Source organism: Stenotrophomonas geniculata (assembly GCF_034508895.1).
In the GTDB taxonomy this organism is placed as follows: domain Bacteria; phylum Pseudomonadota; class Gammaproteobacteria; order Xanthomonadales; family Xanthomonadaceae; genus Stenotrophomonas; species Stenotrophomonas geniculata.
Map to the genome: position 1 here is coordinate 3,628,047 of NZ_CP140571.1, position 25,650 is coordinate 3,653,696.

At 66.6% G+C, this 25,650-nt stretch carries 22 protein-coding genes and 1 tRNA gene; 10 read left to right on the plus strand and 13 right to left on the minus strand.

Translation table 11 applies throughout. The annotated features are described in order from the left end of the window. Positions 1–52 precede the first annotated feature (52 nt). From hutU to hutI, 4 genes are read right to left on the minus strand one after another with little or no spacing between them, the layout of a single operon-like run. Positions 53–1,720 carry a urocanate hydratase gene (hutU, locus tag RI032_RS16705; protein ID WP_322547345.1) on the minus strand — a complete coding sequence of 556 codons (1,668 nt, stop codon included), beginning with the start codon at positions 1,718–1,720 and terminating at the stop codon, positions 53–55. Next, the gene (gene hutG / locus RI032_RS16710) at positions 1,717–2,571 is read right to left on the minus strand and encodes an N-formylglutamate deformylase (RefSeq protein WP_049455446.1); all 855 of its coding nucleotides are present in this window, start codon (positions 2,569–2,571) and stop codon (positions 1,717–1,719) included. Before hutG ends, hutU begins: the two co-directional genes overlap by 4 nt. Then, entirely contained in the window at positions 2,568–4,109 is a 1,542-nt protein-coding gene (gene hutH / locus RI032_RS16715; RefSeq protein ID WP_322547346.1) for a histidine ammonia-lyase, read from the minus strand. The genes hutG and hutH overlap by 4 nt, the downstream gene beginning before the upstream one ends. Further along, the gene (gene hutI, locus RI032_RS16720; protein WP_322547347.1) at positions 4,106–5,329 is read right to left on the minus strand and encodes an imidazolonepropionase; all 1,224 of its coding nucleotides are present in this window, start codon (positions 5,327–5,329) and stop codon (positions 4,106–4,108) included. The genes hutH and hutI overlap by 4 nt, the downstream gene beginning before the upstream one ends. Before the next feature lie 67 nt (positions 5,330–5,396). On the opposite strand from hutI, the gene RI032_RS16725 reads away from it, so the two are divergent. After that, positions 5,397–6,767: a formimidoylglutamate deiminase gene (locus RI032_RS16725; protein ID WP_322547348.1), complete on the plus strand. Its 1,371-nt coding sequence runs from the start codon at positions 5,397–5,399 to the stop codon at positions 6,765–6,767. A 27-nt stretch (positions 6,768–6,794) separates the two neighbouring features. After that, on the plus strand, positions 6,795–7,523 hold the full coding sequence (gene hutC, locus RI032_RS16730; protein ID WP_049412977.1) for a histidine utilization transcriptional repressor HutC: 729 nt from the start codon (positions 6,795–6,797) through the stop codon (positions 7,521–7,523). Between the two features lie 101 nt (positions 7,524–7,624). Here the strand turns inward: hutC and RI032_RS16735 are convergent, their stop codons facing one another. The 3 genes from RI032_RS16735 to RI032_RS16745 form a co-directional block, all read right to left on the minus strand. Next, positions 7,625–8,635 (minus strand): restriction endonuclease, encoded by a 1,011-nt coding sequence (locus tag RI032_RS16735; protein ID WP_049436705.1) that lies wholly within the window; start codon positions 8,633–8,635, stop codon positions 7,625–7,627. A 236-nt stretch (positions 8,636–8,871) separates the two neighbouring features. Further along, on the minus strand, positions 8,872–9,363 hold the full coding sequence (locus RI032_RS16740; RefSeq protein WP_322547349.1) for a phasin family protein: 492 nt from the start codon (positions 9,361–9,363) through the stop codon (positions 8,872–8,874). 81 nt (positions 9,364–9,444) lie between these two features. Continuing rightward, positions 9,445–9,720, minus strand: coding sequence for a polyhydroxyalkanoic acid system family protein (locus tag RI032_RS16745; RefSeq protein ID WP_005417302.1), 276 nt, complete (start codon positions 9,718–9,720; stop codon positions 9,445–9,447). Positions 9,721–9,845: 125 nt separating this feature from the next. On the opposite strand from RI032_RS16745, the gene RI032_RS16750 reads away from it, so the two are divergent. The 4 genes from RI032_RS16750 to aroA all read left to right on the plus strand — a co-directional run bounded on the left by RI032_RS16750 (position 9,846) and on the right by aroA (position 14,597). Further along, positions 9,846–10,652, plus strand: a complete 807-nt coding sequence (locus RI032_RS16750) for an FHA domain-containing protein (RefSeq protein WP_312250047.1) — start codon at positions 9,846–9,848, stop codon at positions 10,650–10,652. Between the two features lie 218 nt (positions 10,653–10,870). Next, positions 10,871–11,956 (plus strand): 3-phosphoserine/phosphohydroxythreonine transaminase, encoded by a 1,086-nt coding sequence (gene serC / locus RI032_RS16755; RefSeq protein WP_197618028.1) that lies wholly within the window; start codon positions 10,871–10,873, stop codon positions 11,954–11,956. A gap of 51 nt (positions 11,957–12,007) precedes the next feature. Further along, positions 12,008–13,213: a prephenate dehydratase gene (gene pheA / locus RI032_RS16760; RefSeq protein ID WP_057503311.1), complete on the plus strand. Its 1,206-nt coding sequence runs from the start codon at positions 12,008–12,010 to the stop codon at positions 13,211–13,213. 76 nt (positions 13,214–13,289) lie between these two features. Then, the gene (gene aroA / locus RI032_RS16765) at positions 13,290–14,597 is read left to right on the plus strand and encodes a 3-phosphoshikimate 1-carboxyvinyltransferase (RefSeq protein WP_053443256.1); all 1,308 of its coding nucleotides are present in this window, start codon (positions 13,290–13,292) and stop codon (positions 14,595–14,597) included. Between the two features lie 174 nt (positions 14,598–14,771). Here the strand turns inward: aroA and RI032_RS16770 are convergent, their stop codons facing one another. Beyond that, on the minus strand, positions 14,772–15,344 hold the full coding sequence (locus RI032_RS16770) for an energy transducer TonB (RefSeq protein ID WP_049482538.1): 573 nt from the start codon (positions 15,342–15,344) through the stop codon (positions 14,772–14,774). Positions 15,345–15,463: 119 nt separating this feature from the next. After that, positions 15,464–16,102, minus strand: coding sequence for an energy transducer TonB (locus RI032_RS16775; RefSeq protein WP_010480562.1), 639 nt, complete (start codon positions 16,100–16,102; stop codon positions 15,464–15,466). A 113-nt stretch (positions 16,103–16,215) separates the two neighbouring features. Here RI032_RS16775 and serS point away from each other — a divergent pair, with 113 nt between their 5' ends. Next, on the plus strand, positions 16,216–17,496 hold the full coding sequence (gene serS / locus RI032_RS16780) for a serine--tRNA ligase (protein WP_322547350.1): 1,281 nt from the start codon (positions 16,216–16,218) through the stop codon (positions 17,494–17,496). Between the two features lie 177 nt (positions 17,497–17,673). Here serS and RI032_RS16785 read toward each other — a convergent pair whose 3' ends face one another. Then, complete coding sequence (locus tag RI032_RS16785) at positions 17,674–18,024, minus strand: SH3 domain-containing protein (RefSeq protein ID WP_019337278.1); 351 nt, start codon at positions 18,022–18,024, stop codon at positions 17,674–17,676. Positions 18,025–18,241: 217 nt separating this feature from the next. Beyond that, complete coding sequence (locus RI032_RS16790) at positions 18,242–18,829, minus strand: FMN-dependent NADH-azoreductase (protein WP_010480565.1); 588 nt, start codon at positions 18,827–18,829, stop codon at positions 18,242–18,244. Positions 18,830–18,956: 127 nt separating this feature from the next. Here RI032_RS16790 and RI032_RS16795 point away from each other — a divergent pair, with 127 nt between their 5' ends. Further along, entirely contained in the window at positions 18,957–19,949 is a 993-nt protein-coding gene (locus RI032_RS16795) for a LysR family transcriptional regulator (protein ID WP_005410175.1), read from the plus strand. Between the two features lie 81 nt (positions 19,950–20,030). Here RI032_RS16795 and RI032_RS16800 read toward each other — a convergent pair whose 3' ends face one another. Further along, positions 20,031–21,101: a DUF4241 domain-containing protein gene (locus RI032_RS16800; RefSeq protein WP_322547351.1), complete on the minus strand. Its 1,071-nt coding sequence runs from the start codon at positions 21,099–21,101 to the stop codon at positions 20,031–20,033. A gap of 124 nt (positions 21,102–21,225) precedes the next feature. Between RI032_RS16800 and RI032_RS16805 the strand changes: the two genes are divergently transcribed. Further along, a tRNA-Ser gene (locus RI032_RS16805) sits at positions 21,226–21,315 on the plus strand. Between the two features lie 636 nt (positions 21,316–21,951). Here RI032_RS16805 and RI032_RS16810 read toward each other — a convergent pair. Then, positions 21,952–24,705 carry a UvrD-helicase domain-containing protein gene (locus RI032_RS16810; protein ID WP_322547352.1) on the minus strand — a complete coding sequence of 918 codons (2,754 nt, stop codon included), beginning with the start codon at positions 24,703–24,705 and terminating at the stop codon, positions 21,952–21,954. Positions 24,706–24,884: 179 nt separating this feature from the next. Here RI032_RS16810 and RI032_RS16815 point away from each other — a divergent pair, with 179 nt between their 5' ends. Next, positions 24,885–25,619, plus strand: coding sequence for a hypothetical protein (locus RI032_RS16815; protein ID WP_322547353.1), 735 nt, complete (start codon positions 24,885–24,887; stop codon positions 25,617–25,619). Positions 25,620–25,650 lie beyond the last annotated feature (31 nt).

Consider the following 25,650-nt stretch of genomic DNA (forward strand, 5'->3'; position numbering starts at 1 on the left):
CGGCACTACCACACGTTCACGATAGTGCCGGCCGCTGGCTGACAATCCCATATCAGCCCAGAATCCCCGGCAGATCCAGTCCCTTCTCCTTCGCGCACTCAATCGCGATTTCATACCCTGCATCGGCATGGCGCATCACGCCGGTGGCGGGGTCGTTCCACAACACGCGGCCAATCCGCTTCGCCGCTGCCTCGGTGCCATCGCACACGATCACCATGCCGGCGTGCTGCGAGAAGCCCATGCCCACGCCGCCGCCATGGTGCAGCGACACCCAGGTCGCGCCACTGGCGGTGTTGAGCAGTGCATTGAGCAGCGGCCAGTCGGAAACCGCATCGGAGCCGTCGGCCATCGCTTCAGTCTCGCGGTTCGGCGAGGCCACACTGCCGCTGTCCAGGTGATCACGGCCGATCACCACCGGCGCCTTCAGTTCACCGTTGGCGACCATCTCGTTGAACGCCAGGCCCAGACGATCGCGGTCGCCCAGACCCACCCAGCAGATGCGCGCCGGCAGGCCCTGGAACTTGATCTTTTCGGCGGCCATGTCCAGCCAGCGGTGCAGGTGCGGGTTGTCCGGAATCAGCTCCTTCACCTTGGCATCGGTCTTGGCGATGTCTTCCGGGTCGCCACTCAGCGCCGCCCAGCGGAACGGGCCGATGCCACGGCAGAACAACGGGCGGATATACGCCGGCACGAATCCGGGGAAGTCGAAAGCGTTGTCCACGCCTTCTTCCAGCGCCATCTGCCGCAGGTTGTTGCCGTAGTCCACGGTCGGCACGCCCAGCGCGTGGAAGCCGAGCATGGCGCGGATGTGGTTGGCCATCGAGGCACGCGCAGCCTTTTCCACTTCCTTGGGGGCGGAGACACGTTTCTCGTCCCACTGCTCGACGGTCCAGCCCTGCGGCAGGTAGCCGTTCACCGGGTCGTGCGCGGAGGTCTGGTCGGTCAGCAGGTCCGGCTTCACGCCGCGCTTGAGCAGTTCGGCCAGCACGTCGGCAACGTTGCCGAGCAGGCCCACCGACTTCGGCGTTCCGGCCTTGCACGACTCCTCGATCAGGCGCAGCGCTTCGTCAAGATTGTCGGTCCAGGTGTCCAGATAGCCGGTGCGCAGGCGCATGTCGATGCTGCTCTTGCGGCACTCGACGGCCAGGCAGGAGGCGCCGGCCATCACGGCAGCCAGCGGCTGTGCACCGCCCATGCCGCCGAGGCCGCCGGTGAACAGCCACTTCCCGGTCAGGTCGCCACCGAAGTGCTGGCGGCCCATTTCCACGAAAGTCTCGTAGGTGCCCTGCACGATGCCCTGCGCGCCGATGTAGATCCAGCTGCCGGCGGTCATCTGGCCGTACATGGCCAGGCCCTTCCTATCCAGCTCGTTGAAGTGGTCCCAGTTGGCCCAGCGCGGTACCAGGTTGGAATTGGCGATCAGCACGCGCGGTGCATCGGCATGGGTGCGGAACACACCCACCGGCTTGCCCGACTGCACCAGCAGAGTCTGGTCGTCGTCCAGGCGCTTGAGCGTTTCGACGATGGCATCGAAGCTCTCCCAGTCACGCGCGGCGCGGCCGATGCCGCCGTACACCACCAGCTCCTGCGGCCGCTCGGCCACGTCCGGGTGCAGGTTGTTCATCAGCATGCGCAACGGCGCTTCGGTCAGCCAGCTCTTGGCGTTGAGCGTGGTGCCGGTCGGCGCGGCGATGGTGCGGGACGGGTCGTTGCGGGTCATGCGGCGCTCCGGTTCGTAGCGAATTCAAGGCAGGCATTGAGCACCTGCGCCAGGGTGTGGCGCAGTGGTGCGGCGTGGTCGGGGTCGAGCGGGGTGGGCCAGCTGTGTTCGTCCACCTGGTCCGGCAGGGGTTCGTGCATGTAGCCACGGCAGGCCAGCTCCATCTGCAGGCTGTGCACGCCGCCGGCGATGTTGCTGTAGTGGCGGGTGATCCAGCCGCCCTTGAAGCGGCCGTTGCGCACCTGGCTCATGCCACTGATCTTCAGCAGGTTTTCCACCACATCGCTCAAGGCGTTGTCGCAGGACGTGTCGGGTGCGCCGGACGGCCCGGCGGTACCGAGGTTGAACTGCGGCAGCTCGCCATCGAACAGGTGCGGAATATGCGAGCGGATCGAATGCGCGTCGTACACCACCACCGTACCGTGCTGCGCGCGCAGGCGGGTGATCTGTGCGGCCAGCGCATCGTGGTAGGGCAGGAAATACGTGTCGCGGCGCCGCGCGATCTCGGCGTCATCCGGCTCGCGGCCCGCGTGGTACAGCGGCTGGTTGTCGAAGGTGGTCAGCGGGCACAGGCCGGTGGTGTTCTGGCCCGGGTACAGCGACACACCGCTGGGATCGCGGTTGAGGTCGATCACCGAACGTGAGATCGCCGAGCGAACCGTGGTCGCGCCCATGCCGCGCACGAAGTCGTACAGCTCGTGCACCCACCAGTCGGCATCGCGGCGTGCCAGCCACGGCGAGTGGTAGTCGCCGATCAGGTCGTGCGGCAGCTCGCTGCCGGTATGCGGGAAGCTGACGATGAGGGGTGCGTCGCCCTCGTGCACCGTCAGCCATTCGGGATGGGTATTCATGCCTGTGGTTCCACGGTTGGCAGCAGGTCGGTCAGGCCCTGCGCCAGCGCACCACTGCGCACCAGATTCGTGGCGGTTACCATGTCCGGATGGAAGTAGCGGTCTTCTTCCAGCGTCGGCACCTGCGCACGCAGCGTGGCGCGCACGGTTTCCAGCGCGGCACTGGAGCGCAGCGGCGCATGGAAGTCGCAGCCCTGCGCCGCGGCCAGCAGTTCGATGCCGATCACGTTGGCCGCGTTCTCGGCCATCTGCATCAGGCGCCGCGCACCGTGTGCGGCCATCGACACGTGGTCTTCCTGGTTGGCCGAGGTCGGGATCGAATCAACACTGGCCGGGTAGGCGCGCTGCTTGTTTTCCGAGACCAGCGCAGCGGCAGTCACCTGCGGAATCATGAAGCCGGAATTCAGGCCCGGGCGTGGGGTCAGGAACGCCGGCAGGCCCGACAGCGCCGGGTCCACCAGCATCGCCAGGCGGCGCTCGCTGATCGAGCCGATCTCGCACACCGCCATCGCCAGCATGTCGGCGGCGAAGGCCACCGGCTCGGCGTGGAAGTTGCCGCCAGACAGTGCTTCGCCGGTATCGGTGAACACCAGCGGATTGTCGGACACGCCGTTGGCTTCGATTTCCAGCGTGGTCGCGGCCTGGCGCAGGATGTCCAGCGCCGCGCCCATCACCTGCGGCTGGCAGCGCAGGCAGTACGGATCCTGCACGCGCACGTCGTTGTCACGGTGCGATTCGCGTATGCCCGAGCCCTGCATCAGCGTGCGCAGGGTGGCCGCTGTGGCGATCTGGCCGCGCTGGCCACGGATGGCATGGATGCGCGGATCGAACGGGGTGTCCGAGCCCTTGGCCGCTTCCACCGACAACGCGCCGGTGACAAGTGCCGCCTGGAACACGGTTTCGATCTCGAACAGGCCGGCCAGCGCGTAGGCGGTGGAGAACTGGGTGCCGTTGAGCAGCGCCAGGCCTTCCTTCGCGCCCAGTTCGATCGGCTGCAGGCCGGCACGCGCCAGTGCGTCGGTTGCGGGCAGGCGTTCGTCACCAATGAACGCTTCGCCCACGCCCAGCATCACGCTGGCCAGGTGCGAGAGCGGCGCGAGGTCGCCCGAGGCGCCGACCGAACCCTGCGCCGGCACTACCGGCAGCACGCCCCTGACCAGCATCGCTTCGAGCAGCCGCAGGGTTTCCTCGCGCACGCCGGAAGCGCCCTGCGCGAGGCTGACCAGCTTCAGCGCCATCATCAGCCGCACCACGCTGGCCGGCATCGGTTCGCCCACGCCAGCAGCGTGCGAGAGCACGATGTTCCGCTGCAGGGTGGCCAGGTCCTCGCGCTCGATGCGCACGCTGGCCAGCTTGCCGAAGCCGGTGTTGATGCCATACACCGGCGCACCCTTGGCGACGATGGCGGCGACTGCAGCAGCACTGGCGCGCACTAGCGGCAGCGCGGCCGGATCCAGTGCCAGCGGCGCGCCGCGATAGACCTGCCGCCACTGGGCGAGAGTGACATGGCCGGGGCGAAGAACCAGGGTGTTGCTCATGTGTTGCTCCAGGAGGCAGGCAGGTCGGGCTGCCCGCGCACCACGCGCGCGTGCAGCGGGTTGAATCCAATGCGATAGACCAGGTCGGCGGGGGCGTCGATGTCCCAGATCGCCAGGTCGCAGTCCATGCCGACGGCCAGACGGCCGATACGCTCGCCATGGCCCAGTGCGCGCGCCGCTTCACGGGTGAAGCCGGCGATGCATTCGTCCACGGTCAGGCGGAACAGGGTGGCGCCCATGTTCATCGCCAGCAGCGGGCTGGTCAGCGGCGAGGTGCCGGGGTTGCTGTCGGTGGCCAGCGCCAGCGGCACGCCGGCCGCGCGCAATGCAGCGATCGGCGGCAGGGTGGTATCGCGGGTGAAGTAGAAGGCGCCCGGCAGCAGCACGGCCACGGTGCCGGCGGCGGCCATCGCGGCGATGCCGGCGTCATCCAGATGTTCGATATGGTCGGCCGACAGCGCGCCGAAACCAGCGGCCAGTTCGGCGCCGTGCTGGTTGCTCAGCTGTTCGGCATGGATCTTCACCGCCAGCCCGTTCGCACGCGCCGCTTCGAAGACCTGGCGCGCCTGCGCGGGCGAGAAGGCGATGTTCTCGCAGAACACGTCCACCGCTTCGGCCAGGCCTTCGGCGGCAATGGCCGGAATCATCACCTCACACACCTCGTCGGTGTACTCCTGCGCCTCGCGGCCTGGCGGAATCGCGTGCGCGCCGAGGAAGGTGGTCACCACGTTGACCCGGCATTCCTCGCCCAATGCGCGTGCGACCTGCAACTGCTTGCGTTCGTCGGCCAGGGTCAGGCCGTAGCCGGACTTGATCTCGATCGTGGTCACGCCTTCGGCGCGCATCGCCAGCAGGCGCGGGCGGCTTTCGCTGGCCAGTTGCTCGGGTGTGGCGGCACGGGTGGCGCGCACGGTGGAGACGATGCCGCCGCCGGCACGGGCGATGTCGGCATAGCTGACGCCCTGCAGGCGCTGCTCGAATTCGTTGGCGCGGTTGCCGGCGTAGACCAGGTGGGTGTGGCAGTCGATCAGGCCCGGCGATATCCAGCGGCCCTCGCCGTCAATGCGGGTGGTCGGCTTCAGGTGGGCGTCGCTGCCGGCCGGGCCGACATGGACGATGCGGCCGTCGGCGCAGGCCAGCACGCCATCGCGGATGACACCCAGCCCCTCGCCGTCGAGGGTGATCAGGTGGACGTTGGACCAGAGGGTATCGACGTGCATGGCATCCACAACGCGGCTGTGCTTATATGTCTATACAATATAGGTGTCCATTTCGGGTTGTCCAGCCATGTCCCATTCGCGTTCCCCGCACTGTTTCCATGCCGCCCACGCCTTGCTGGCCGAGGGCTGGGCCCGTGATGTCCGCCTGCAGGTTCAGGACGGCCGCATCACCGCGATCAGCACGGGGCAGGGCGCGCAGGACGGTGACACCCGCGTCGGCATCCTGGTGCCGGGCCTGCCCAACCTGCACAGCCACGCCTTCCAGCGCGGCATGGCCGGCCTGACCGAGATCGGCGGCGTTGACGGTGACAGCTTCTGGAGCTGGCGCGAACTGATGTACCGCTTCCTGGCCCATCTGCGCCCGGACGCGGTGCAGGCCATCGCCGCCCACGCCTACATGGAAATGCTGGAAAGCGGCTTCACCCGCGTCGGCGAATTCCACTACCTGCACCACGATGCCGACGGCCGCGCCTATGCCAACCGCGCCGAGATGAGTGCGCGGATCGCGGCGGCAGCCGATCAGACCGGCATCGGCCTGACCCTGCTGCCGGTGTTCTATGCGCATGCCGATTTCGGCGGGGCAGCGCCGAATCCCGCTCAGCGTCGCCTGATCCACGATGTGGACGGCTTCGCGCAGTTGCTGGATGCCGCCAAGCCGGCATTGGCCGCGCTGCCCGATGCGGTGCTCGGCATCGCACCGCACAGCCTGCGCGCTGTCACGGGCGAGGAACTGGGTGCGTTGTTGCCGCTCACCGATGGCCCGGTGCACATCCATATCGCCGAGCAGATGCGTGAAGTCGAGGCCTGCCTGGCGTGGAGCGGCCAGCGCCCGGTGCAGTGGCTGTACGACCACGCACCGGTCGATGCGCGTTGGTGCCTGGTGCACGCCACCCACATCACCGACGACGAGCGTGCCGCCATCGTGGCCAGCCAGGCCGTGGCCGGCCTGTGCCCGATCACCGAAGCCAACCTGGGCGACGGTCTGTTCCCGATGCAGGCGTTCGCGCGCGAGGGTGGCCGTTTCGGTGTCGGCTCCGATTCCAACGTGCTGATCGATGCCGCCGAAGAACTGCGCCTGCTCGAATACGGCCAACGCCTGACCCTGCGTGGGCGCAATGTGCTGGCCCCGGACGCCACCCGCAGCACCGGCCGCTTCCTGTTCGAAGGCGCACTGCACGGTGGGTCGCAGGCGCTGGGCGTGGCCGCTGGCCTGCAGGTCGGTGCCAGTGCCGATCTGGTTGAACTGGACGCCGCGCTCCCGGCGCTGCAGGCGCGACAGGATGACGCATGGCTTGACAGCTGGGTGTTCGCCGCACGTAATGGCGCGCTGCGATCGGTCTGGCGCCATGGCCGCCAATGCGTGGCCGAGGGCCGCCACCTGCAGCGCGAGGCGATCACCACCGCCTTCGCCGCCGCCCTGAAGGGCGTGCTGGGCTGATCGCCTCCGCCACCGGGACCCCATTACGTGAAGGCCAGCAAGTCCGCCACGCTCAACCAGCGTATCCGCAGCGATCTGGAAAGCCGCATCCTCAGCGGAGAATGGGCGCCGGGCTTCCGCATTCCATACGAACACGAGCTGATGGAGCAGTACGGCTGCTCGCGGATGACGGTGAACAAGGTGCTGACCGCGCTGGCCGAGAGCGGCATGATCGAACGTCGCCGTCGTGCGGGTTCGTTCGTGGCGCGGCAACCCCCGCACCTGGAGCAGGTGGCGTTGGAAATTCCGGACATTGCGATGGAGGTCGGTTCGCGCGGGCATCAGTACGGCTACCGGCTGCTGCAGCGCGAGCTGCGTCTGGCTGAAGTGGGCAATGCCGGCGAAGTGGAACTGGCCGGCAGCGAAATGCTGTTGGCGATGCGTTGCCTGCACCTGGCCGATGGTCGCCCGCTGGCGCTGGAGCATCGCCTGATCAGCCCCGTCGGCGTGCCCGAGGTGCTGGAGGTCGATTTCAGCACTACCGCGCCGGGCAGCTGGCTGCTGCAGAACGTGTCGTGGACCCGCGCCCAGCATCGCATCAGTGCCTGGGGCGCGGATGCTGTCACCGCCAAGCTGCTCGATGTGAAGCCCGGTACCGCCTGTCTGGTGATCGAGCGCCTGACCTGGCGCGGTGAGCAGCCGATCACCCGCGTGCGCCAGGTGTTCCTCGGCGATGCTTGGGACCTGGTTGCGCGCTTCGCGCCTGGGGCGCGCTAGAGGCGTATCCACGCATGGCGTGGATCTACTGAATCCCGGTTGGGATTATCCGACGCGTGTGAATCCCTGGTAGATCCACGCCATGCGTGGATGCTGCCCCATCAATACGTGGCGCATTGGCGCCAGCGCACCGGCTCATCCACACCGGGGCGGGCATTGAGCTGGATGCGCACGTTGCGCAGGGCGGGGTAGTGCAGCACTTCCTCGCAGACCTGCGGCCACACCGCGTCCAGCTCGCCGGTGCGGTTGATCGCCAGCGTCTGCCGGGTCAACCAGACACCGCTGGCGATGCCGGGCTTGCCGGCCAAGGCACGGGACAGATCGGCCTGGAAGCGCTCCAGCGTAGCGGCATCCGGGTTGGGGTTGCTGCGCGCATCGGTTGAGGGCGCGGCCGGTGCAGGCGTAGCGGCCGGCGGCATGGTGGCGGGGGCCGGCGCCGGTTCGGGCGCCGCTTCAACCGCAGGCGCAACCGGCGCGGGGGCGACCGCCACCTCGGCAACGGGCGGGGCGTCCTGCACGTGCAGCCCTTGCAGGCTCAATCCCACCAGCAGGCCCAGCGTGACCGCGCCGAGCGCGGCAATGGCGATCCGGCGCAGGGCTTCATGGCGGGCGCTGGCGCGCACACGGGTTTCGATTTCCGCCGGTAGATAGGGTTGCAGCAGCGGCCACAGGCGCGGGCCGTCCAGCACCTCGACCGCCTGCTTCTCGGCGGCGTTGCGGCCGTCGCGTTCCATCCGGCCTTCGGTCAGCAGCACGCCGCCCTTGGCGCCGGCCAGGCGCGCGGCCGCACCCAGTTCGTTCACTGCAGCGGTGCCGATGCGGTAGGCCAGGCCGTGCTTGCACGACACCAGCCAGCTGTTGGGGCCGTCACTGAGCAGGAAATCGCTGCTGGGCTCACGGGATTCCTCGCCTGGGTCATCCAGTTCGCGCAGGCCGCGCTGCTCGCGCAGCATGCGCTTGACCAGTACCGAGAATTCGCGCCAGTGCATGCCAGCCAGGGCCTGCAGGCCGAGTTGCATCTCCTTCTGCCGCCGTTTGATCCACCACAGATAGACAACGGCCAGGGAACAGGTAAACAGGGCCGACAGCAGGGCCAGGATCCAAGGGAGCATGCAGGAGGTGCGCGGAAGGGGCGAATGCGAAGGCGACAGTGTAAAGGTCGCGCCGTGCCGCTGAGTCAGGAGGTTCCTGACAGGAAGCGTGATGGAACGCGCAGTTCGGAATAGCGCAGGCACGAAAAACCCGCCAATCCTGAAGCCGTGAGGGGAGGGAACAAACGGCAGCCGAAGCGATTGGCGGGTTGCTCGCGATTGTCAATCAAAATTTATTGCATTGCAACAATGGCCGGTCAGGGCACGCTGCCTGGCGACTGATGGCTGCCCGGTGCAGGTGCATCAGTGCCCGCGGCGTCGCGGTTCTCCAGCTTGGCCAGGCGCGCCTGCAGGGCATCGATGCGCGCCTCCAGCGCAGTCACCTCGTCGGCGGTGGGTACGTGCAGGCGCTTGAGTACGCCCTGCACCTGATCGTCGAACGCCTTTTCAACCTTGTTCCAGGTGCCGGAGGCCTTCTCGCGGGCCTCGTCCAGCGAGGTTTCAACGTTGTCGCGCCAGCCCGGGCCCTGTTCGCCGTTGCGTTCACGGCGGCGGGCTTCCCAGGCTTCGCCTTCCTTCACCAGGCCGTCGAAGAAGCGGCTGCCTTCGGCCTGTGCACGGCCAAGAGCGCCCAGGCCGGCCAGCCAGACCTGCTGCGCCGAGTCACTCAGCTTGCGCGAGAAGCGCTCGGCCTGGTCACCGAACGAGGCGTCGTCGTTGCGGCGGTCATCGTTTTCGTACTGGTTCATCGCACTTCCCGTGGGAGTTGGGCCTGCCCCCGAGAGTAGCGCGCGTTGGCGTTGCACGGCCGTGATGGCCGCCGCCGGGGTTCAGCCCAGCTTTTCCTTCAGCACGCGCTGGATCTCGCCTTCGACCATGCCCTTCATCGCAGACAGCAGGAAGCCCAGCTTGGCGGTCACGCGTACGGCGCCCGGCTGCAGTTCGATCGCGCCATCCACGCCGCTGCCGGAGAAATTCAGTACGTCGGCAGTCCAGGACGACTTCAGGCCGAAGCGCTCGGACAACTTGGCGGCAACCTGTTCGATCGCGGCGCGCGCCTGTGCGTCGGGCAGGGCGTGGGCGTGGCGGACATCGATGGTGGACATGCAGGCTCCTGGCGCAGGGCGGGGATGATCAATGAGGGCGAGCATTGTGCGCATCGAGGGCCTCCGCGCCAAGCACTCATCGTGGGTTCTTCTTCGTTGGCGGCCAACCTGCTAGGCTGCGCCGCGTGCAGAACCTGCTTGTCCACTTCAGTCAGCAACAACAGCCCGACCAGCCGCTGCGGCCCGGGGTGCAACGCATCGTGCGCCAGGCCAACGGCAGTGTGCGGCTCGGCGATGCCGGCCACGGTGCCCTGCTGCTGGCGCAGTTCTGCGTGGATGATCGCGGCCTCTGGCTGCAGGTCGGCAACGGTATCCGCGGCATTCATGTGAACGGTCGCCCGGTGCGGCGCATGGCGCTGCTGCGTGCCGGCGATGCGGTGTATGTGGACGGCGTGGAAATGGTCCTGCAGGGCGAGGTCGAGAGCCTGCTGCAGGCGCCTGCGCCGAAGAACGACGACGGCTCCGATGAGCAGCAGCGCCTGCTGCGCGGTGTCGGTGGCCTGCACCATGGCCGCAGCTTCACGCTGTCGCGGTCCCGCCTGATCGGCCGCGGCGGCGACGCTGACATCGAGATCAATGAACCGGCCTTCGCCGAACAGCACGCCCGTGTGGAAGTGCACGGCGAGCGCGTGCTGCTGCGTGACCTGGGCAGTGCCGACGGCACCCGGGTCAACGGTGTGGCCGTGCGCCACTGCTGGCTGCAGGCGGGCGACCAGGTCGTGTTCGATGGTCAGCACCGGTTCGTGCTGGAAGTGCCGCATGACCCGCGCCGTCGCCCGCTGCCGGATGAAGACGAGTCCAGCCAGGACGCCGAGCAGGCGCCGGTGCTGGCGGCCGTGCCGCGCAAGGTCCGGCGCTGGCCGTGGCTGCTGGTCAGTGCGCTGCTGCTGGCCGCGCTGCTCAGCCTGCTGCTCTGGTTCGGCGCGCGCTGACCCCGTATCCGCTGGGTCCGCGTTGGTGGGTGCCGACCTTGGTCGGCACGCTCCTTCGGCGGGAATGACGCCTGACGGCGTACGCCGACCAAGGTCGGCGACTACCGGCGCCATGCGGGTGGCCAATGGATTCCAATGAAACCAAATTTCCCTTGCGCCACAAGGCCGCAAGGCTGGTGCACTGCGGCATACTAGGGGTCTTGCCCCACAGGTGTGACATGACGCGCGCGTTCAACTTCAGTGCCGGCCCTGCAACCTTGCCGGAATCGGTCCTGCGCCAGGCGCAGGCGGAAATGCTGGACTGGCACGGTACCGGTGCCTCGATCGTGGAAATGAGCCATCGCGGTGCGGAATTCATGTCCGTGGCCGCCGAGGCCGAGGCTGACCTGCGTCGCCTGCTCGATATCCCCGAAGACTATGCGGTGCTGTTCCTGTCCGGTGGTGCCACCACCCAGCAGGCGCTGATCCCGCTCAACTTCGCTGCCCCGGGGCAGCGTGCCGATTACGTGGTCAGTGGCCACTGGGGCAAGACCGCGGTCAAGCAGGCCGGTGTCTACGTCGACGTCAACATCGCCGCCAGCAGCGAGGCCAACGGCTACCGCGAACTGCCGGCGCGTGCCGACTGGCAGCTGTCGCCCGATGCCGCCTACGTGCACATCACCGCCAACGAGACCATCCACGGCGTCGAGTTCCGTGATGTGCCCGACACCGGCAACGTTCCGCTGATCGCGGACTTCAGCTCGTCCATCGCCAGCGAACCGCTGGATGTGCGCCGTTATGGCGTGATCTACGCCGGCGCGCAGAAAAACCTGGGCCCGGTCGGCATCGCGGTGATGATCATCCGCCGCGACCTGCTCGAGCGCAGTGGCCAGCCACGTGCGGACATCTTCGATTACCGCTCGCACGTCGCCCGTGATTCGATGCTCAACACGCCGCCCACCTGGAACTGGTACCTGGCCGGCCTGGTGTTCAAGTGGATGCTGGCAGAAGGTGGGGTGGCCGAGTTCGCCAAGCGCAACGCCGCCAAGGCCGCGCTGGTGTACGGCGCCATCGACGGCTCCGGCGGCTTCTACCGCAATGAGGTCGCACATGCGGCCCGTTCGCGGATGAACATCCCGTTCTTCCTGCCCGATGCCGAGCTCGATGCCCGCTTCGTCGCCGAAGCCAAGGCCGCAGGCCTGCTGGCGCTGAAGGGACACAAGGTGGTCGGGGGTATCCGGGCCTCGCTGTACAACGCCATGCCGCTGGCCGGGGCCGAGGCGCTGGTCGCCTTCATGGCTGATTTCCAGCAGCGTCACGGTTGAGCAATGAACGGCGCGCACCGTCGGGTGCGTGCCCCGCAACAAGGAACTCCGATGGCAAGCAGCAAATCCAGCAAGAAGGCGCCGAAGAAGGCCGAACCGGCCAAGGACAGCGCCTCCACCAAGGCCAAGGGCAAGAGCACGTCCAAGGCCGCGTCGAATCCGGCGCCTACCCTGGCGCCGCTGGCGCTGGCCGATGTGCGCTCGAAGATCGACCAGATTGACCGTGACATCCAGAACCTGATCGCTGAGCGCGCGCGCTTCGCCCACCAGGTCGGCAAGGCCAAGGGCAAGCTCGCCGCCGCCGTCGACTACTACCGCCCCGAGCGCGAAGCGCAGGTGCTGCGCATGGTGGTGGACCGTAACGAAGGCCCGCTCAGCGATGAACTGCTGGTGCACGTCTACCGCGAGATCATGTCGGCCTGCCTGGCCCAGCAGGAGCCGCTGAAGATCGGCTACCTCGGCCCGGAAGGCACCTTCAGCCAGCAGGCGGTGCTCAAGCACTTCGGCCGCTCCGCGCTGGGCCTGCCGATGGCCAGCATCGAGGAGGTGTTTCAGGAAGTGGAAGCGGGCAACGCCGATTTCGGCGTGGTGCCGGTGGAGAATTCGGGGCAGGGCACCATCCAGATCACTCTGGACATGTTCCTGACCTCCAACCTGAAGATCTGTGGCGAAGTGGAACTGCGCGTGCAGCAGTACCTGATGTCGCGCAGCGGCCGCATCGAGGACATCGAGCGCATCTACGCACACCCGCAGTCGTTCATGCAGACCTCGGCGTGGCTGCGCGCCAACCTGCCGAAGGCCGAGAAGATTCCGGTATCCAGCAACGCCGAAGGCGCGCGTCGCGCGCGCAACGCCGATGATGCGGCGGCCATTGGTGGCGAGAGCGCCGGCCACGTGTACGGCCTGAAGAAGGTGGTCACCAAGCCGATCCAGAACGATGCCGACAACACCACCCGCTTCCTGGTGGTGGGTCGCAACATCTTCCCGACCTCCGGCCACGACCGCACCTCGGTGCTGGTGTTCATCCATGACAAGCCCGGTGCGCTGTTCGACGTGCTCAGCCCGTTCGCCCGCCACGGCATCAGCATGAACCGCATCGAGTCGCGGCCGTCGCACCACGGCAAGTGGGAGTACGGCTTCTTCATCGACCTGGCCGGCCACATCGACGACGCGCCGATGCAGGCTGCGCTGGCCGAACTGGAAGCGCACTCGGCGCAGATCAAGGTGCTCGGCTCCTACCCGGTGGCCGTGCCCTGAGTGCTGCTGCGGCGGCAACAGCCGCCGCTCCCTGATGCATCGCCGGCGCTGCCGGTGTTTACGGAATGATCGAACGATGAGCAACGCGCAACACTGGATTGCCCGCAAGGGCCAGCCGCTGCAGGGCAGCCTGACCATTCCCGGCGACAAGTCGGTCTCGCACCGCTCGGTGATGTTCGCCGCGCTGGCCGATGGCACCTCGCATATCGAGGGCTTCCTGGAAGGCGAAGACACCCGCGCCACGGCGCGCATCTTCAGCCAGCTCGGCGTGCGCATCGAAACCCCCAGCCCGTCGCAGCGCATCGTGCACGGCGTCGGCATCGACGGCCTGCAGGCACCCAGCGCACCGCTGGACTGCGGCAACGCCGGTACCGGCATGCGCCTGCTGGCAGGCCTGCTGGCAGGCCAGGCATTCGACTGCACGCTGATCGGCGATGAATCGTTGTCGGGCCGCCCGATGCGCCGCGTCACTGGCCCGCTGTCGCAGATGGGCGCGAAGATCGACACCCAGGATGACGGCACGCCGCCGTTGCATGTGCATGGCGGCCAGTCGCTGCACGGCATCGACTTCGCCTCGCCGGTGGCCAGCGCACAGATCAAGTCCGCAGTGCTGCTGGCCGGCCTGTACGCGCAGGGCGAAACCAGCGTGCTGGAACCGCATCCGACCCGTGACTACACCGAGCGCATGCTGTCGGCGTTCGGCGTGGACATCGAATTTTCACCGGGCAAGGCCCGCCTGCGTGGCGGCCAGCGCCTGCGCGCCACGGACATCGTGGTGCCGGCCGACTTCTCGTCTGCGGCGTTCTACCTGGTGGCCGCCAGCATCATTCCGGGTTCCGAGCTGCGCCTGAAGCAGGTCGGCCTGAACCCGCGCCGCACTGGCCTGCTGCACGCGCTGCGCCTGATGGGGGCGGACATCACCGAAGAGAATCCGGCCGAGCAGGGCGGTGAGCCGGTGGCGGACCTGGTGGTGCGCTATGCGCCGCTCAAGGGCGCGCGCATTCCGGAAGCGTTGGTGCCGGACATGATCGACGAGTTCCCGGCGCTGTTCGTGGCCGCCGCCGCCGCAGAAGGCCAGACCGTGGTGAGCGGTGCGGCCGAGCTGCGGGTGAAGGAATCCGACCGCCTTGCTGCGATGGCCACCGGCCTGCGCGCGCTGGGCATGCAGGTGGACGAAACCGAAGACGGCGCCACCCTGCATGGTGGCGTTCGCCTGGGCAGCGGCACCATCGAAAGCCACGGTGACCATCGCATCGCCATGGCGTTCGCCATCGCCGGCCAGATCAGTGACGGCGAAGTGCGCATCAACGACATCGCCAATGTCGCCACGTCCTTCCCGGATTTCGATGGCCTGGCGCGCAGCGCCGGGTTCAACCTGGCCTGATCGTCACAGCAACCTCCGGGCCACGCCCGGCGGATCGCATTGCACGGTAGAAGCCAACCTCGGTTGGCGCGCTCACCTCATCCGGTAGGTGCCAACCTCGGTTGGCACGCTTTTCCGCATAAAAGGACGGAGGCCGAAGCCTCCGTCTAAACATCACGAACCCCTCGTCCGCGATCAACGCTGCTCGGTACGGAAATCCACCGGGACCCGCACCACGCTGGCGACGGCACGGCCCTCGTGCATCGCCGGCTGGAACTTCCAGTTCTGCACGGTGTTCAGCACCGCGCGATCCAGATCACGACTGCGCTCGCCGCTGCGCGAAACGATCGCAGCATTAGCGACATTGCCGTGGGTATCGACACTCAGGCTGGCGATCACGCTGCCCTGCACGCCACTACGCAGCGCAGCGGCGGGGTAGGTGGGCATGCGGTTGCTGGCCAGCGGGCGGGCCTCACGATTGCGCGCTACCGGCGCGGCCTTCCGCGAAGCAGTAGCCGGGGCTGCCTGGCGCGCGGCAGGGGCCGCTGCATCCGTCACCGCTGCCTGCTCGGGGGCTGGAAGCATGCGCTCACCGACCGGCGCTGGCGCCACATCTTCCTGGTTGGAATGACGCAGCCAGAGCAGGGCGGCAGCAAACATCGCCACGATCAGCGCGATCCACATCCAGGGCGACGTGGGTTTGTGCTGCAGGCTGGAATCCTCCTGCAGCTGCGGCGAATGAAGGTCTTCGTGGGTGGTGGCAGTCATCGCTAACTCCTTCCGTCAATGGACGACGTGGGAAGTGTTGCGCGAGCCACGGACGAGAAGTGTCAGCGTTGCGTCAACGCCACCGGCAGGGTTCAGTTTGCCTGCCGGGAAGCGTTCAGTTACTGGGTCTTGAAGTCGAACGGCACTTCAATGCTGCCGGGGACGGCCTGGCCGTTGCTCTGCGCCGGAGTGAAGCGCCAGCGGCGCACGGCGTCGGTGGCAGCACGGTCGAGCTCGCGTGAACCGCTGCGCTGGATCACCGTGGCGTTGTTTGGATAGCCGGTGGCGTCCACGTCCACCCGCACCACCACGGTGCCGGTTTCGCCAGCACGCAGCGCGGCAGCCGGGTAGGCGGGGGGCGGCGACTGGCCGGCAATCGGCATCGGCTGGCTGTTGCCGGTGGCCGCCGGCGCAGGGCCCGGTGCGGCCGGGGCTGCTTCAGCGATGGGGGCAGGCGGCGGTGGGGCCGTTTCGACCAGCTTTGGTGCTTCTTCCTCTACCGGGGCCGGCTTGGCATCGGGCATGTCGCTGGAACCGGCCGCAGCGGCCAACGGCTCCGGCAGGGGCTCGATCTGGGCGGTTTCCTGCGGTGTCTGGGCGGCAGGATCGGCGCGGAAGAACTCCTTGTCGCGACCGGTCAGCCAGACCAGCACGAACAGGAGTACGCCCACGCCGAAGGCGATGCCGGCGATCTTCAGGGCGTTGCGCGGGATATGCACAGTGAACGACTTGGCGGACGACGAGCGGGGTGCAGACATGGACCGGACCAGTACGGAATGGCCCGATTCTGCCACGGCGGGAATGAACCGGGCGGCAGAAATCCGTATAACAAGCGATAATCCCATCCCTGATACCCACCACGACACCTGCCATGCTTGATCCAGCCCTGCTCCGCCACCAGCCCGCCGACCTCGCCGAACGCCTGCGCACCAGCCGCGGCTTCGAGCTCGACGTGTCTGCCCTGGAGTCCCTGGAGGCCGATCGCAAGCGCATCCAGGTGCGGACCCAGGAGCTGCAGAGCCTGCGCAACAGCCGTTCCAAGGCCATCGGCCAGGCCAAGGCCAGGGGCGAGGACGTCTCGGCCATCATGGCCGAGGTTGCCGCCTTCGCCGACGAGCTGAAGGCCTCGGAAGTGGCGCTGGACGAGCTGCGCGAGAAGATCGAAGCGATCTCGATGGGCATTCCGAACCTGCCGGCCGATGACGTGCCGGCCGGTGCCGACGAGAACGACAACGTCGAGCAGGCACGTTGGGGTACCCCGCGCCAGTTCGATTTCAAGGTGCTCGACCACGTCGAACTGGGCGCCCGCAACGGCTGGCTGGACGGTGAGACCGCGGCCAAGTTGTCTGGCTCGCGCTTCACCGTACTGCGCGGCCCGATCGCGCGCCTGCACCGTGCGCTGGCCCAGTTCATGGTCGACCTGCACACCGGTGAGCACGGCTATGAGGAAACCAACGTGCCGCTGCTGGTCAACGCCGATTCGCTGCGCGGCACCAGCCAGCTGCCGAAGTTCGAGGACGACCTGTTCAAGACCGCCGTGGGCGACTCCACGCGTTACCTGATCCCGACCTCGGAAGTGCCGCTGACCAACATCGTGCGCGACGAGATCGTCGATGCCGAGCGCCTGCCGCTGCGTATGACCGCCCACTCGATGTGCTTCCGTGCCGAGGCTGGCAGCGGTGGCCGCGACGTACGCGGCATGATCCGCCAGCACCAGTTCGAGAAGGTCGAGCTGGTCTCGATCAGCCGCCCGGAAGACAGCGACGCCGAACACCAGCGCATGACCCGCTGCGCCGAAGTGGTGCTGGAGAAGCTGGGCCTGCCGTACCGCAAGGTGCTGCTGTGCACCGGTGACATGGGCTTCTCGGCCATCAAGACCTACGACCTGGAAGTCTGGTTGCCGTCGCAGGAAACCTACCGCGAAATCTCCTCGTGCTCGAACTGTGGTGACTTCCAGGCCCGCCGCATGCAGGCGCGCTGGCGCAACCCGGCCACCGGCAAGCCGGAGCTGGCGCACACCCTGAATGGCTCGGGCGTGGCGGTCGGCCGCGCGATGATCGCAGTGATGGAGAACTACCAGAACGCCGACGGCAGCATCACCGTGCCGGAAGCGCTGCGCCCGTACATGGGTGGGCTGGAAACCATCGCCTGATTCTCTGATCGGGTGGGTGCCATGCATGCATGGCACCGCTGTGGCTCTGGTGGGTGCCATGCTTGCATGGCACCGAATCCACGCATGGCGTGGATCTACTGGAGGATGTTGCACGCGCCCGGCATGAATTCACCGATGCCTCAGTAGATCCACGCCAAGCGTGGATGAACCCCGCGATTACCGCATGGCCCGCAGCTTCTCCAGCGGCACCCATCCCGGTTCGCCGGTCTCCGGCACGCACCACGCCCAACCATTGAGCGTGCGCTGCCCACGCAGCACCTGCCCGGGATCCACATCCAGCTCCCGTGCGCAGTAATCCTCGGTGGCAAACGCGTCACCCTGCGCAGTGCGACCGATCACGGGCGCCGGCACGAAACCGGGCTGCTGCCCTTCGGCTTCGCACAGGAACCAGTCGTCCCAGCCCTCCGGGCCTTCATAGCGTTCGCCCACCACCAGCGCCTGGCCACGGCGCAGGGTGATCGGGTGCGGAAATTCGCTGCGGTGTGCAGTGGTCACGATGTAGTTCATGGCCCCAGCCTAACGTTCTGGTGAGCGCCGCGCATGGCACCGAATCCACGCACACGTGCAGTAGATCCACACCGTGCGTGGATGGCGAGCCCTCGGGCCAGACACAGAAAAGCGGCCCCGCAAAGCGGGGCCGCCAGGTGGGCCGGGATGGGGGAGGGGATCCCGGCCCGCGTTCAGCGCCCAGACGAGGAGAGAGGGGCACCGAACGCTGGAACGCTTATGCAGCGGCGGCTTCAGCCGCTTCGTGCGACGGCAGGGCCGCCAACGCGCCAGCGATGGCGTCTTCACGGTGCTGCGGCGAGTAGGCGATGCCTTCGGCACGTACGAACTCGATGTCGTTGATGCCCCAGAAGGCGAACGTCTGGCGCAGGAACGGTTCCTGGAAGTCGGCCGGCGAATCGGTGTAGATGCCGCCGCGGCTGCTGACCACGATCACGCGCTTGCCGCCGGCCAGGCCGATCGGGCCGTTCTCGGTGTACTTGAAGGTGCGCCCGGCCACGGCCACGCGGTCGATCCAGGCCTTCAGCGTGGACGGGATGCTGAAGTTGTACATCGGCGCGCCGATCACCACGATGTCCGCGGCAAGGAACTGCTCGAGCACCTGTTCAGCATCGGCGGCTTCGGCCGCGTCCGCCTTGGCCAGCGAGCTGCTGCGAAGATGCGGTACCGGATTGGCGTCAAGATCGCGATAATCGATCTGCAGGCCTTCGATCTGCTGCTTGAAGCGGGCCACCACGGCGGCGGTCAGGTGGCGGGAGACGGAGTTCTCGCCAAGCACGCTGGCGTCGAGATGCAGAAGCTTCATGGCAGTCACCTATGTTCTGGGAGGGAGGGGCGGGGTGGCCCCGCCGACGGAGAGAACGATAGGTTGTTGCAAAGGCGGGATAAAGGTGTTTGAATGCCACGTATTGTTCTAGATATGGAACTCGGGCATGCATGACCTGAATGATCTGTACTACTTCGCGATGGTGGTCGACCACGGCGGATTTGCCGCCGCCGAGCGTGCGCTGGGCATCCCCAAGTCGCGCCTGAGCCGCCGCATCAGCCAGCTGGAGACCGACCTGGGCGTGCGCCTGCTGCAGCGCTCCACGCGCCGTTTCGCGGTCACCGACGTCGGCACCAGTGTGCACCGCCACGCGCAGACGATGCTGGCCGAGGCGCAGGCCGCCCGCGAAGTGGTCGACCGCCTCAGTGCGGAACCGCGCGGCGTGGTGCGCGCCAGCGTGCCGGTGTCGCTGGCGCAGATGCAGCTGCCCAAGCTGCTGCCCAAGTTTCTTGAGCAGTACCCGAAGGTGCGCCTGCAGCTGAACATCAGCAACCGCCGCGTGGACATCATCAATGAAGGCTATGACGTGGCCCTGCGCGTGCGTTCGCGCCTGGACGACGACGGCAGCCTGGTGATGCGCAGCTTCGGACAGGTGCAGGAACTGCTGGTGGCCAGCCCGAAGTACCTGGACCGCGCTGGCCGCCCGAAGGACCCGGAAGAGCTGACCCAGCACGTCACCCTCAGCATCAGCGAAGACGAAGCCCGCCAGCGCTGGGAACTGCATGGGCCGGAAGGCGAAGTGCGCCGGGTCGACCTGCAGCCACGCGTGGCCGGCTTCGATTTCCCGCTGCTGCAGAGCATGGTGAAGGACGGCTTCGGCATCACCATGCTACCGGAGACTGTGTGCGCCGATGCGGTGCGTAACGGCGAGCTGGAAGTGGTGCTGCCGGACTGGTCGCTGCCGCAGGGCGTGTGCCATGCCGTGTTCGCCTCGCGTCGCGGCCTGCTGCCGGCAGTGCGCGTGTTCATCGACTTTCTGGCCGAGCACCTGCCGCCGCAGCTGGAGGCCTCGCGCCTGGATTGCGGTGGCGCCTGTGAAAAGGCCAAGGAGCGGATCAAGGCCAGTGCGCTGGGCGCGTTGGCAGTGGATGCGGGCTGAGGCACCTGCCCGCAACTGCACCGCCAATCTGTGAAACGGTAGCGCCGGGCCATGCCCGGCGTTGCTGCTTTCCGGCCCCGGTCAGTTCCGGCCGAACAGCCGGACCCAGAAGCCGCGCCGCGGCGGTGCGGCCGGTGTGGGCTCGGCAATGACCGGTGCTTCCAGCACCGCCATCAGCTCCGCGCTGCGCGGCTTCTTCAGGAAGCGCGCATAGTCCAGGTAGCTGGTCACCTTGCTCATGTGCAGCCGCTCGGGCATTGCCGGCAACGCGCCGCCCTGCAGGAGTACCCGCAATGCCTCTGGACGGTCCAGACGGATCGCCTCGAACACGGCGGTGCCGCCGCAACCAGGCTCGATCTGGTTGGCGCGCTGTGGCGCAGCCTTCAGCAGGTCGCGCAGTGCGTTCGCATCATCGCGTTCCACCGCCGCTACAAGCCGTGCCAGCGCTTCAGCCTCTTCGGATGGAAGGCTGTCGCGATAGGCCTGGTCGGCGATCTCGCGCTCGTCGCGCCCGTCTCCGCCCTGGATGCACAGGAAATCGGTGACCAGAGCGACTGGAATGCCGGACGTATCCAGCGCCCAGTAGCTGGGGTAAACGCCGTCGCCCCAGCCGCTGGTGAATACGACCAGGCCATGCGGTGAGTCCTCGCCCCAGGGGCGGTATTCGGTGCCTTCGTCCAGGCCATCATGGTCGATCAGCGCATCCGACCACTCGCCGCCTTCGTCGCCATCGGCCCGTTCGATCAGGGCCAGCAGTGCCTGCTGGGTGTCGGTATCCATGAAGCAGCCGATGCCGGCGTCGACCGGGTAGCCGATGAAGCTGTCCTCATCCAGTCCGGTCAGGTCCTGCGTGGTCCAGCGCGCCATCTGCCAGTGCAGGGCGGTCGCGGTGAGAGCTTCGCGTGGCTTGAACCAGACCACGGCCAACGCCGGGCGGCCGCTGTGCACGATGATCTCGACCGGATGCCGCCCCAGCGGGGCGGTGTAGTCGGCCAGCGCCGGCGCCTCGGCCTGCACCAGCGGATCGCAGACCACCACGTGCCCGCTGCTGACCGGCAGGTGCCCGGCGAAGGTGCGGTGCAGGGCCACAGCGGCCAGCTGGGTGTCGTCCAGCAGGGTAGTGCGCAGGTTGGCCAGGTCGAGGTGGGCCATGGGGGCTCCGATTGCAGTGAAGGCCCCACCGTGCCGGATGCGAAGGGCGGGGGCAAGGGTGGTCTTGGGCAAATGCCCTTCACGTGCGAGAATACGCCGCTGCCCGGGCGACCGGGACCCGATTGGAGAGATGGCCGAGCGGTTTAAGGCACCGGTCTTGAAAACCGGCGAAGGGTCAAACCTTCCGTGGGTTCGAATCCCACTCTCTCCGCCAGTTGTTTCAAAGAGCCCCTGGAAACAGGGGCTTTTTCGTTTCTACGGCCCTGGCTGCCATTCATCCACCCATCCGCCCACAAGGGCAAGTGAACGGACAAACGGATGCCTTCCTTTGATCGGGACTCCGATAGGACAGAGGAAAATCAAGAACCGTAAGCGGTTCTGATACACAGGCGCAGAGACTTGTGCCGGTCAATTTGAATGTACAAGTCACCCGCGCTAGGCTGCGCATGCCCAAGGAGGGCGATCAACGGAGTTATGGCATGAAGATTGGATTCAAGCTTTCTGTTGCTATTGCGGCCTGTGCGTTGACCTTTGGAATCAGTAGCGCCACGGCGAAAGCCCCCGGCCCTTGTACCGTCTGCGAGGTCCAGTACAGAGCGTGTGAGGCGTCAGGCGCAGACGTGAGCATCTGCATCCGAAACTATACGCAATGCATGCGTGCGAACGGTTGCATTATCCCGTAAGAACACATCGTGGGGATTTGCAGGGTCTTTACGATGCCCGCAGTCTTGCCACCATCCAGACGAAAGCCTCGGTCCAACCGGGGCTTTTTCTTTTCCGGAGACGCCATGGCGTAGAAGTGCCTTCTGATGCAGGCGGGCGGGTGCGTGCTGAAAGGGGCGGGATGCAGTCATCCCCGACGCCCACCCCTCGGCTTGTTGTGGCACAACGGGTAACTGGAGCACGACCGGAACGCCCCATGCGGCCCATTGCGGTCCACAAACACGCCGACCTTGCACACCGGGCAGCGTGCTTCGTGGATGGCTGCGCCTGAAATCGTGGTCACTTCCACGGCGCCGTCCCGCACCAGCTCATCCAGGAACGGCGAATGCTTGCCCTGCAGGGTGAACATGGCAACCGACCGTCGCGCTCGCGTCAGCGCCACATAGAACAAACGCCGTTCTTCGCTCAGTGGATAGGTGTCGCCATCCGGCATCGCCAAGGAAAGCACAGGATCATCCGCGCGCAGGCTCGGGAAGCCGCGATTGACCATGCCCGGCAGGATGACATAGTCCGCCTCGCGCCCCTTCGAGCGATGAGCGGTCAGGAACTCGACGTCCATCGTGCTGCCAAAGGCTGTCTTCCAGTCCGAAGGCATCGCGCTGCGATCGGCGCGGTAGCGCCCCAGGATGAACACCGTCACGCGTCCATTGCGCCCTTGTGGCACCGCCCCGGACGACAACTGCTGATGCAGCCTGGTGAGGTACTGGCGAACACCATCCTGCATTTCTTCGCGTCGGTTCATCTGGAACGCCTGCAACACCGGGCCCACCGCCGGCGTCGCAGAACGAACCGCCTTGGCGATCTGCACCGGATTGCGGCTGATGAAGCGGCTGGAAGCATCACAAAGCGCCTGCGGGCAGCGGAATGTCTGCTCCAGTTTCAGCACCTGGCCTTGCCCCATCCATTCGCGGAATCCGGTCATCACTGAAACGTCGGCGCCGGCGAAGCGATTGATCGACTGCCAGTCATCGCCCACCGCAAACAGGTAGCGCCCCGGTTTACTGACCAAGGCGCGGCATAGGCGAGCGCGGGCGCGCGAGGCATCCTGGAATTCGTCGGCCATCACCAGTTCGTAGGGCGATTCATAGCGGCCCTGTTCCAGCAGTCCGGCCGCCATGTTGAGCATGTCTTCGAAATCGATGCCGTGCTCGTCAGCCAGTGCCTTGTCCCAGGCCTGGAAGACAGGGCTGGCGATTTCCAGGAAGCGTCGATGCCGTTCCTTGAACTGATCTTCGGGCATCTGTCGCAGGCGCTCGGCCATGTCATCCAGCGTCAGGCAGTTGCTCTTGGCGTGGGCAATGAACGTGCGCATCAGCCCGATCAGGTCCGCGTCCGGCATGGGCTTTGCGCCCTGCTCGGGTAGCTCGCGGTCGGGGTTGGGGTCGAGTTCGACACCGGACCCGTCAAGCCTCTCCGCAAGATCCTGCAGGGCATGTCCACTGCGCAGTCCAAACGACGTCGTCTCGACCAGCGCGGTGCCCCGTGCCGCATGCTGCTGGCGCTTCCAGTGCATGCCCTCGGCGTAATGGGCGAAGTGCGCCGGCGGCTGGCCATCGGCATCCAGCGCAAAGTGCTCGTGATACAGGCCGGCGTCCGGGTAATAGAAGTCGGGGCGATACTGGCGGTGGGTGTCTGTCGCGGTATCGAACTCGTAGCGCCGCTCGTAGTCGTACGTCACGCCGTTGTAGAAGAGCCAGTCGGCGATCACGCACTCTTCCAGGCTCTTCACCCGCTCACCCTGCAGGGTGCGGATGTAGGGCATGCCATCGCGGTCGTAGCCGTCGGCCTCCATTTCCGCGCCGAATGGCGGCAGGTCGCGCCCGAATACCAGGCGGAACATGTCCCATTGGGTGCGGAAGTGGGTCGAGCGATCCTTCAGGTCGTCCACCAGTTCGGCCAGCTTGTTGAAGCCCAGCGTGGCGTCAATGGCCCATTCCGGGATATCGGGCTTGCGCCCCGTGGCTTTGGCGATGATGGCCAGGCCGAGTGCATGGAAGGTCCGTACCTCAATCGTGATGTCGCCCATGCCTAATCGGTCGAAGGAACGCTGTGCGCGTTCTTCAAGCTCTCTGGCGGCATCCTTGTTGAAGGCGAGCATCACGATGCGTTCGGGTTCGACAAAGCCGCGGTCAATGGCATAAGCGGCCTTGGCGACCATCGTGGAGGTCTTGCCTGAGCCGGCCGCGGCCACGACCTGGACCCGGTTGTCGAAGCAGATGACGGCGCGGGCCTGTTCCTCGGTCAGCGGCTTGCTCTCGACCCGGTCCAGGAAGTCCTTGGCCAGCACCAACTCCCGCGTCGCCATGGTCGCATTGGCGTCCCCCCATACGGCGGGCCAATCCAGCTGCCAGTCGTGCAGGGCATCCAATGCGGCACGATGGCTATGGGAGTGCAGGTCGTCGTGCACATCCTCATCGAGGAACAGCCGTTCCAGCTCGGCCGGCGACAAGGGCAGGGTGGGGCGCTCGGCCAGCAGGATATGCTGCTGTTCGTGGGTGATCCAGCGGCGGCCGGCGGTGCCCCGGTCAGTGAGGGCGTCGGCCTCGGCCAGCCACGATTGGATCTGCTCCAGGATGTCCTCGAAGAGCGCCTTGCGCCCGCGTGTGGTGCGCGCGAAGAGCACCTGCTGGACAGCACCCGCGAGGCGGGAAGCCTGGCCGTTGGGCAGGCCGTCCACGGACAGCGTTTCGCCGTCCTCGCTCTGCAGCGCAACCCTAGCCCAGAACAGGCCCGGAAGAACCCGCACACGCTGGTCATCATCGACGTGTTGGCGGTACTGCCGGCCTTCAATCAGAAGCTCGACATGCTCGCCATCCAGCCGCAGCCGCCAGTCCGGCGAGCGGGTCACACGCTGGCCCCAGCCCGAGGGGCGCCATTCCATAGACATCAAGATACTGCCTTGCGTACGTCACTGGGCGTAAAGCGCCCTTACAGCCCCATGATAAGGGGGCTTGATCAGGCGCGTGACTGTTGCCGTGCGGTCGGAGTGGGTTAGGCTGTCGCCATGCCGTAGCGGATGGCTGCGACCACTGCGTGGATGGCGCCCCGGGAAGGAATCCAATGCCTGCAGGAATGTTCTCTACATCTGGCCGCAACTGCCTTCTGGCTGTTGTACTGTCTTTGGCAGCACTGCCTGCGGCGGCGCAATCGCCCACCCCATCACTGTTCTGTGGCTTCTGGACTGAAGAGGCGGATGGAACATGGAGTGTGTCCCGAGAGGTGGACGCAGCAACGGGTGCCACGGCATCGCGCGACACCTACGAATGGACGTCAAACAGCACGCCATTCGGCACTGGCATGGCCAGCAGCTGGACCCTGAATTACTACTGGCCACAAGACGCGACGCGCCAGAAGGTTGTTCCAGAGGCCGAGGTTGTAGTGGTCATGGATTTCCGTTTTGACGCCAAGGAGATCGGCCAGGAGCCGAAGGATCCCGGACACACCTGGATACACCTGTATCGGTCGGAAGATCCGAACAAGCAGTTTTCAGTCTACTCCACCAGCCTGACGGGCAGTATGGACTGGAATCGCCTCCGAAACGGAGACCTCGGCGGAAGGGCTTTTCTGTCTTTGGATACGCTGCTGGCTTACGGTACGGGCCTGGAAAAACTGGTGTGGCACATCCGCGGTGCGCCTAACGCTCTGGGTGTGACGGAAAGTTACGCCAAGGGCGTGCTGCCCATCGCGACGATGCGCGGCAAGCTGGCGAAGATTCTGAAGCTACGTGCTGAACTGGACCGGAAAGCGGGGAAATTCCGCAGCGAATGCAAGCTGCCGATTGAAGTTTCAGAATAGCGCTGCATTGACGCAGAGCACGGCATCGGCC

Coding starts and splice junctions, on each gene's coding strand:
- RI032_RS16745 (WP_005417302.1), bottom strand. CDS start 9,720: ATGTCCACCATCGATGTCCGCCACGCCCACGCCCTGCCCGACGCACAG.
- RI032_RS16735 (WP_049436705.1), bottom strand. CDS start 8,635: ATGCTCCCTTGGATCCTGGCCCTGCTGTCGGCCCTGTTTACCTGTTCC.
- hutH (WP_322547346.1), bottom strand. CDS start 4,109: ATGAGCAACACCCTGGTTCTTCGCCCCGGCCATGTCACTCTCGCCCAG.
- aroA (WP_053443256.1), top strand. CDS start 13,290: ATGAGCAACGCGCAACACTGGATTGCCCGCAAGGGCCAGCCGCTGCAG.
- pheA (WP_057503311.1), top strand. CDS start 12,008: ATGGCAAGCAGCAAATCCAGCAAGAAGGCGCCGAAGAAGGCCGAACCG.
- RI032_RS16785 (WP_019337278.1), bottom strand. CDS start 18,024: ATGAACTACATCGTGACCACTGCACACCGCAGCGAATTTCCGCACCCG.
- hutG (WP_049455446.1), bottom strand. CDS start 2,571: ATGAATACCCATCCCGAATGGCTGACGGTGCACGAGGGCGACGCACCC.
- RI032_RS16800 (WP_322547351.1), bottom strand. CDS start 21,101: ATGGCCCACCTCGACCTGGCCAACCTGCGCACTACCCTGCTGGACGAC.
- RI032_RS16725 (WP_322547348.1), top strand. CDS start 5,397: ATGTCCCATTCGCGTTCCCCGCACTGTTTCCATGCCGCCCACGCCTTG.
- RI032_RS16795 (WP_005410175.1), top strand. CDS start 18,957: ATGCATGACCTGAATGATCTGTACTACTTCGCGATGGTGGTCGACCAC.
- RI032_RS16815 (WP_322547353.1), top strand. CDS start 24,885: ATGCCTGCAGGAATGTTCTCTACATCTGGCCGCAACTGCCTTCTGGCT.
- RI032_RS16770 (WP_049482538.1), bottom strand. CDS start 15,344: ATGACTGCCACCACCCACGAAGACCTTCATTCGCCGCAGCTGCAGGAG.
- hutI (WP_322547347.1), bottom strand. CDS start 5,329: ATGCACGTCGATACCCTCTGGTCCAACGTCCACCTGATCACCCTCGAC.
- serS (WP_322547350.1), top strand. CDS start 16,216: ATGCTTGATCCAGCCCTGCTCCGCCACCAGCCCGCCGACCTCGCCGAA.
- RI032_RS16790 (WP_010480565.1), bottom strand. CDS start 18,829: ATGAAGCTTCTGCATCTCGACGCCAGCGTGCTTGGCGAGAACTCCGTC.
- serC (WP_197618028.1), top strand. CDS start 10,871: ATGACGCGCGCGTTCAACTTCAGTGCCGGCCCTGCAACCTTGCCGGAA.
- RI032_RS16740 (WP_322547349.1), bottom strand. CDS start 9,363: ATGAACCAGTACGAAAACGATGACCGCCGCAACGACGACGCCTCGTTC.
- hutU (WP_322547345.1), bottom strand. CDS start 1,720: ATGACCCGCAACGACCCGTCCCGCACCATCGCCGCGCCGACCGGCACC.
- RI032_RS16810 (WP_322547352.1), bottom strand. CDS start 24,705: ATGGAATGGCGCCCCTCGGGCTGGGGCCAGCGTGTGACCCGCTCGCCG.
- RI032_RS16775 (WP_010480562.1), bottom strand. CDS start 16,102: ATGTCTGCACCCCGCTCGTCGTCCGCCAAGTCGTTCACTGTGCATATC.